At 71.6% G+C, this 7120-nt stretch carries 6 protein-coding genes; 1 reads left to right on the forward strand and 5 read right to left on the reverse strand.

Annotated features, from left to right (window positions below):
- Nucleotides 1-183: 183 nt before the first annotated feature.
- From ACFXBC_RS26140 to ACFXBC_RS26160, 5 genes are all read right to left on the reverse strand, one after another.
- Nucleotides 184-1188, reverse strand: a complete 1005-nt coding sequence (locus tag ACFXBC_RS26140) for a PfkB family carbohydrate kinase (protein WP_385029219.1) — start codon at nt 1186-1188, stop codon at nt 184-186.
- Nucleotides 1185-2648 (reverse strand): purine-cytosine permease family protein, encoded by a 1464-nt coding sequence (locus ACFXBC_RS26145; protein ID WP_385029222.1) that lies wholly within the window; start codon nt 2646-2648, stop codon nt 1185-1187. Before ACFXBC_RS26145 ends, ACFXBC_RS26140 begins: the two co-directional genes overlap by 4 nt.
- Nucleotides 2649-2698: 50 nt before the next feature.
- Nucleotides 2699-3697 (reverse strand): ADP-ribosylglycohydrolase family protein, encoded by a 999-nt coding sequence (locus ACFXBC_RS26150; protein WP_385029225.1) that lies wholly within the window; start codon nt 3695-3697, stop codon nt 2699-2701.
- A complete protein-coding gene (locus tag ACFXBC_RS26155; protein WP_385029228.1) occupies nt 3694-4416 on the reverse strand; it encodes a GntR family transcriptional regulator in 723 nt (240 codons plus the stop codon). The genes ACFXBC_RS26150 and ACFXBC_RS26155 overlap by 4 nt, the downstream gene beginning before the upstream one ends.
- 247 nt (nt 4417-4663) lie before the next feature.
- A complete protein-coding gene (locus ACFXBC_RS26160) occupies nt 4664-5293 on the reverse strand; it encodes a pyridoxamine 5'-phosphate oxidase family protein (RefSeq protein ID WP_385029231.1) in 630 nt (209 codons plus the stop codon).
- 232 nt (nt 5294-5525) lie between these two features.
- On the opposite strand from ACFXBC_RS26160, the gene argH reads away from it, so the two are divergent.
- Nucleotides 5526-6953: an argininosuccinate lyase gene (argH, locus tag ACFXBC_RS26165; protein WP_385029234.1), complete on the forward strand. Its 1428-nt coding sequence runs from the start codon at nt 5526-5528 to the stop codon at nt 6951-6953.
- The last annotated feature ends 167 nt before the right edge of the window (nt 6954-7120 follow it).

A 7120-nucleotide genomic window follows, 5' to 3' on the forward strand; every position in this document is an offset into this window, starting at 1 on the left:
GTCGTACCGCCGAGGTCGGTGGCGCCGGCCGATTCCGCTGTTGTACCGCCGGGGCCGGTGGCGCCCGCCGGGTCTGCCGTACCGGCCGGGCCGGTGGATTCCTTGGACACGTGTTCGTTCTGCACCTGTGTGATGGAACGCTGCTCGCGCACTCCGCCGCAATCCCGTCTCGTTATGTGGTCTTTACACCGACCGCGCGGACACCGACTGTGCGGGCAGGGCCGCCAGCCGCTCCGCGAGCGGGTCGTCCGCCAGGAACGCCACCAGCTCCGCGAGGTCCGGCGCGGTCGCCGGGCCGCGCCTCGTCACCGCGCAGGCCGCGGACGCGTTGGCGCCGCGCGCCGCCGACAGGGGGTCGAGCCCCCGGCCGAGCAGGGCGAGGAACGCCCCTACATGGGCGTCGCCCGCTCCGTTGCTGTCGACCGCCTCGACCGGGAAGCCCGGCACATGGACCGGCCCGGCGCCCGGCGCGGCCAGCCAGCAGCCGTCCTTGTCGGCGCGCACCAGCACCCCGGCGCCGGGGGCCAGCCGCTCGCGCAGCGCGGCGGTGGCCAGGCGCGGATCCTCGTGCCCGGTCAGCAGCCGCCCCTCGCGGGCGTTGCAGCTGAGCCAGTCGGCCCGTGCCAGCACCGGGCCGAGGATCTCCCCGGGGATGTCGGCGACCAGCGGGCCCGGGTCGAAGCAGACGGTGACCCCGGCCGGCAGCCCGGCGGTGAAGCGGGCCAGCAGCGGGCCGTTGACCTCCATGACCAGGCCGTACCCGGAGAGCTGGACCGTGTCGCCGTCCCTGAGCCGCCCGGTCACCACGGCCAGTTCCGCCGCGGTCAGCCGGGCGTCGACCCCGAAGCTGGTCACGAACGTCCGCTCGCCGCCTGCGTCCACCAGCGCGACACAGAAGCCGGTGTCGCCGTCCTCGCGGACCGGCAGCACGGTCCGTACGCCTTCCGCGGCCAGCGCATCCCGTACGAGATCGCCGTGCGGCCCCGTACCGTGCAGCCCCGCGTACACCGCGTCCGTACCCAGCCGGCGGGCCGCGACCAGGGTGTTGAATCCGCCGCCCGCCGTCCGTGAGGTGCGCGAGCCGATGACGTCGCCGCCGCGCTCGGGCAGTGCGGGGATGTCGATCACCAGATCCACGATGACGTTTCCGGCGAGGACCAGACGGGGGTCGGGCGGGCGTGGGGTCATCGGACGGCCTCCTCAAGGGCGGGTTCGGGGGCTGCGGACACCGGCCCGCGGCGGTCGGAGAGCAGATAGACGGCGGCACCGACCACGAGGGAGACGGCCCAGCCGAGACCGTTGGTGCCGAACCAGCTTCCGGCCAGCGGACCCGAGAACCAGACGTCGTCCTTGCCGGTGGACGCCTCGGTGAAGAGCAGCCCGGCCACGATCGCTGCGACCCAGGCGAGGACGGCGGGCAGCCGGAAGCCGCCGGTGTACCAGTACCTGCTGGTGCGGGTGGTGTCCATCAGCGCCGGGTCGTCGTAGGTACGCCCGCGCAGCGAGTCCACGGCGATCACTCCGATCCATGCCGAGATCGGCACCGCCAGCAGGGTCAGGAAGGTGGAGAAGGGCCCGTAGAAATCACCGGCGATCAGCATGAAGTAGATGCCGCCGAGGAACATCAGGACGACGTCGACCAGGACGGCGGCGGCCCGTGGCACCTTCAGCCCCAGCGTGATCATGGTGAGACCGGCCGAGTAGGTGGAGAGGTGGTTGGACATCAGGAGCCCGCCGAAGGCCGCGATCAGATACGGGATCGCCATCCAGGACGGCAGCATCGCGTTGATGGCGGCGACCGGGTCCGATGCGGTGGCCAGGGCCGGGTCGCCCGCGGTGAGCAGCGAGCCCAGCGAGATCAGGAGCACCAGCGGGATACCGGCGCCGAAGGCGGAGGCGCCGATCAGCCGGGAGCCCGGCACCGAGCGCGGCAGATAGCGGGCGTAGTCGGCGCCCGCGTTGGCCCAGCCGATGCCGGTGCCCGCCGCGATGAAACCGATGCCCGCGATGACGCCGCTGGTGGGCCCGGACGGCGCGTGCAGCACCTTCGACCAGTCGACCGTGGCCACCAGGAAGCCCATCACTACCAGGTTCAGCACCCCGAAGAGGACCGTGGCCCACTTGTTGATCCACATGATGGTGGCGTGGCCGAGACCGCTGATCAGCAGGGTGCAGGCGATGAAGACCAGCAGACAGACCACGGTGAGCACGGTGTTCTTGTGCACCCCGAAGGCGACCCCGAGCAGTGCGAGGAGCGCGTACGCGGCGGTGGTCGTCGTGATGGTCTCCCAGCCCACCCGGCTCACCCAGGTGATCAGGGTCGGACCCGCGTTGCCGCGCTGTCCGAAGACCGCCCTGGACAGCGTGAGCGCGGGGGCGCCGCCCTTCTGGCCGGCGATGCTCAACGCGCCGACCAGCGCGAACGAGCCGAACGAGCCGATGACCGCGACCAGCGCCGCCTGCCAGATGTTCAGGCCGCGGAAGGCGACCAGCGTCGCACCGAGCGGCAGCCCGAGCAGCGAGATATTGGCGGCGAACCAGGTCCAGAACATCTGGCCCGCGTGGCCATGGCGTTCACTGTCGGGGACCGGTTCGATCCCCCGGGTCTCCACGGTGCCGACGCGATCGTTCTTCGTTGAAGCGGCCATGACGGAACCTCCTTGCACGGTGCGTTACGGATGGGGGAGTGGTGCGGCGCTCAGCGGAGCGCGAGCAGCCGTTCGGTCAGAGGTTCCAGCGCGAGGCCGTTGACCTCCCGCAGGGTGCGTACGGCGTCGGCGGGCAGCCCCGCGAGGCCGCTCACGGACCCGGCGACGGCGCCCGCGATGGCCCCGATGGTGTCGCTGTCGCCGCCGAGATTCGCGGCGAGCAGGGCGCTGCGCCAGGGGTCGCCGCCGGTCAGCGCGAGGACCGCGAAGGCCGCGGGGACGGACTCCTGGCTGGCCACACTGGTGCCGATGAGCGCGACGATACGGTCCAGGGCCTCGGCCTCGTCCACTCCGCTCACCAGCTCGCGGGCCCAGCCGATCCGGGCGGAGATGTCCGCGCCGGCGATCCAGTTGCCGCGTGCGGCTCCCGCGCGGGCCGCGGTGACCGCCGCCGTGAAGGCGTCGTCCAGCGTACCGCCCGCGACCCCGGTGCTCACCGCTGCCGCGACGGCCGCCGCTCCCGCGATGCCCACGCCGGTGTCGTGCGTGACCTGGCAGGACTCCACGACCCGGTCGAGGAACCGGGGCAGCGGCTCGACCGCGGAGGCGATGCCGATGGGGGTGACGCGCATGGCGGCGCCGTTGGTGGTGCCGTGCCTGCCCGCCTCCTTGATGTCCGCGCCGCCCGCGACGGCGTCCAGGGCCGCCTTGGTGGAGGGCCCGAGGAGATCGAAGGAGCCCTTGGCCTTCATCTCCTTCTCCCAGGCGAGCAGCGCGTCGGCGAAGCGGAGCGGGTCGATGTGCCCGCCGCCCTCCACGAGGAGCCGGCCCACGATGACCGCCTGGTCGGTGTCGTCGGTGACCGAGCCCGCAGGCATCCCGGCACTGACCGGGTTGTCGTGCCGCGCGGGCTTGAATCCGGTGATGCTGCCGTAGACCCGTACGACGTCCTCGCGGGACATCACCTGGGTGGGCATCCCCAGGGCGTCCCCGAGCGCGAGACCGTAGAAGGCGCCGAGGGCGCGGTCGAGCAGAAGCGGGTCGGTCATGCGTGGCCTCCTCGGCCGGTGGTGCGGATGTGCAGCTGGAACCGGGACGGGTCGAGCAGGCTGCTGACCTGCTCCACGACGGAGCCGTCGGCGGCCCGGAACACCTGGGACTGGTGGAGGAACGCCTCACCGGGCGTACGGCGCAGCGTGGCGGCGTCGGCCTCGTCGATGCCCGAGACCGAGATCCGGGCCTCGCCCGAGTCGGCGATCCGGCCGGCCGCGACCAGCGCCTTGTGCAGCGAACCGTCCTCCAGTCCGCGCTCCGGCAGCCCGGCGAGCGCGCCGACAGCCGGTACGCGGCTGCGCTCCAGTGAGATGCCGTGGCCGTCGGGGAGCCGCCTGACCCGGTCCAGCGCGATGAAGGCGGCTGTCGCCAGGCCCAGCGCGTCGGCGAGCGGCTGATCGGTGACGGTCTCGAACCGCAGCACCTCGGTGGTCAGTTCGGTGCCCTGGTCGGCCAGGGCCTGGGTCCAGCCGAGCCGGTTGTCCAGCGGTGTCCCGTCGAAGGTGACGAACGAGCCGATTCCGGCGTGGGTGGCGATCAGCCCCTGCTCGCCCAGCTCGGTGAGGGCCTGCCGCACGGTGGTCCGGCTGACCCCGAAGCGCTCCCGCAGGGTGTGCTCGCCCGGCAGCTTGCTGCCGTCCGCGTGCACACCCGCGCGGATCTCCTCGGCGAGGATGTGTGAGATGCGATGATGCTTATGAACCTGTCCAGGCATGTCTAAAAGTTAAGCGGAACATACCCTTCCGGTCTATGGGCCGGGGCAGAAAACTTTTCCGGGCCCCCGTCGGCCCCGGCGTGGCACGGCATGGTGCGACATGGCATGGCAACGGGCCGGGTCTCCCGCGGTGCGGGGGACCTCGGCCCGATGGGGTGATGCCTGTGCTCTCCGTGCTGCGTGCGGCTGGTGTTGTCCGTGCCGTCCGTGCTGTCCGCGCGGCCCGCCGTTACGGCGTTGGCGTCCGCTAGGCGGCGTCGGCCCCCGGCGGGGCCGCCCCTTCCCGCTCGGCCCCGGTCAGCGGCGGCAGCGGGAGCGGCAGTCCCGGCAGTCCGTCGATGCTGGTCGCGACGTGCTCCTTCTTCTCGAAGTACCCGCTGAGGCTGTCATCGTCCTCGCGCTCGAAGCGCCGGGCGTGCAGCGTCCGGTCGCTCTCGTACGCCATGTAGGGCACCGCGAACCCGCAGGTGTCCCTGATCAGTTCGGCGGTGACGACGATGATCGCGCGCAGCCCGTGCCGCGCGTGGTCGGTCCCGGTGAAATGGCGGAGCAGCGTGTCGAACCGCGGGTCGTCGCGGAAGACCGGCTCGCCGCGGCCGTGCACCCGCACGATGTCGGGCGGCCCCTGGAAGGCGCACCACATCAGTGTGATGCGGCCGTTCTCCCTGAGATGGGCGATGGTCTCCGCGTTGCTCCCCGCGAAGTCCAGATAGGCCACGGTCCGCTCGTCGATGACCGCGAGGGAGCCGCTGATCCCCTTGGGCGAGAGGTTGACGGTCCCGTCGCCGCCGAGCGGGGCGGTGGCGGTGAAGAAGATGCGCTGTTCCTCGATGAAGGTCCTCAGTCGTCCGTCTATACGCGCGTGCGTCTTTCCCATGCGGTGATTATCGGCCGGGCGCATCGCGGCTGAAAGTGCTTTCTACGGGCCGCGCCGGCCCGCGCCCCGGGCGTCCCCGGCACCACCGGTCGCAACCGCCGCCACCTGCCGCTTTGACAAAACATACGGACCATTGCATAGTTATGCCCATCGATGACCGCACCGTTACATCGAGATCTTCGGCCTCTCCGCGAAGATCGCGGCCAAGCGCGACCTCTTGAGGAGCAACTCAGTGAGCAGCAACACCGGTGACGTCCGGCTCTGGGGCGGACGTTTCGCCGACGGACCCGCCGAGGCGCTGGCCCAGCTGTCCGCGTCCGTCCACTTCGACTGGCGGCTCGCGCCGTACGACATCGCGGGCTCCCGCGCCCACGCCCGCGCGCTGCACACCGCCGGGCTGCTCACGGTGGACGAACTGTCCCGGATGCAGGACGGTCTCGACCGGCTGGCGGCGGACGTCGCCGACGGATCGTTCACCGGAACCGTCGCCGACGAGGACGTCCACACCGCGCTGGAGCGCGGACTCCTGGAGCGGGTCGGCCCCGAACTCGGCGGCAAACTCCGCGCCGGCCGGTCCCGTAACGACCAGATCGCGACCCTCTTCCGGATGTACCTCAGGGACCACGCGCGGACCATCGGCGGTCTGATCGCGGACCTCCAGGACGCGCTGGTCGGCCTGGCCGAGGCGCACCCGGACGTGGCGATGCCCGGCCGTACCCACCTCCAGCACGCCCAGCCCGTCCTCTTCGCCCACCATGTGCTGGCCCACGCCCAGTCGCTGGCCCGGGACGCCGAACGGCTGCGCCAGTGGGACGAGCGCACCGCGGTCTCGCCGTACGGTTCGGGGGCGCTGGCCGGTTCCTCGCTGGGGCTCGACCCGGAAGCGGTCGCGGCCGACCTCGGCTTCGAGCGCGGCTCGGCAGGCAACTCGATCGACGGCACCGCGTCGCGGGACTTCGCCGCCGAGTTCGCCTTCATCACGGCGATGATCGGCGTCAACCTCTCGCGGATCGCCGAGGAGATCATCATCTGGAACACGAAGGAGTTCTCCTTCGTCACCCTCCACGACGCCTTCTCGACCGGCTCGTCGATCATGCCGCAGAAGAAGAACCCGGACATCGCGGAGCTGGCGCGCGGCAAGTCCGGGCGTCTGGTCGGCAATCTGACGGGGCTGATGGCCACCCTCAAGGCCCTTCCCCTCGCGTACAACCGCGATCTCCAGGAGGACAAGGAGCCGGTCTTCGACTCCTGCGACCAGCTGGAGGTCCTGCTTCCCGCATTCACCGGGATGATGGCGACGCTGACCGTCCACCGCGAGCGTCTTGAGGAGCTGGCCCCCGCGGGCTTCTCGCTCGCGACCGACATCGCGGAGTGGCTGGTCAGGCAGGGTGTGCCGTTCCGGGGCGCCCATGAGGTCGCCGGTGAGTGCGTCAAGGAGTGCGAGCGGCACGGCGTCGAGCTCGACCAGCTGACGGACGAGCAGTTCGCGAAGATCTCCGAGCATCTGACCCCCGAGGTCCGTACGGTGCTCGATGTTCCCGGCGCCCTGGCCTCCCGTAGCGGCCGCGGCGGCACCGCCCCGTCGGCGGTCGCCACCCAGCTCGTCGAGGTCAAGGCCAATCTGGTCATCCAGCACGCCTGGGCCGCGGCGAAGAAGTAGGAGAAGCGGCAGCAGACCGCGGCGAGGGGGGCGGGGGCGGGGGGGGGCGATACGGGGGGCGGGGGCGGCGCCCGGCCCCCAAGCCGCCCCCACCGCCCCCATCGACCACGTCCACACCTGGGACAACGGCACGGCGGACGGCGACTGGACCTCAATGGGTCTGTCTC

The organism is Streptomyces sp. NPDC059398 (genome assembly GCF_042751845.1).
Classification (GTDB): domain Bacteria; phylum Actinomycetota; class Actinomycetes; order Streptomycetales; family Streptomycetaceae; genus Streptomyces.

Excerpts from the sequence above, each read along its gene's own strand:
- ACFXBC_RS26140 (WP_385029219.1), bottom strand. The coding sequence starts at position 1,188 with ATGACCCCACGCCCGCCCGACCCCCGTCTGGTCCTCGCCGGAAACGTC.
- ACFXBC_RS26145 (WP_385029222.1), bottom strand. The coding sequence starts at position 2,648 with ATGGCCGCTTCAACGAAGAACGATCGCGTCGGCACCGTGGAGACCCGG.
- ACFXBC_RS26150 (WP_385029225.1), bottom strand. The coding sequence starts at position 3,697 with ATGACCGACCCGCTTCTGCTCGACCGCGCCCTCGGCGCCTTCTACGGT.
- ACFXBC_RS26155 (WP_385029228.1), bottom strand. The coding sequence starts at position 4,416 with ATGCCTGGACAGGTTCATAAGCATCATCGCATCTCACACATCCTCGCC.
- ACFXBC_RS26160 (WP_385029231.1), bottom strand. The coding sequence starts at position 5,293 with ATGGGAAAGACGCACGCGCGTATAGACGGACGACTGAGGACCTTCATC.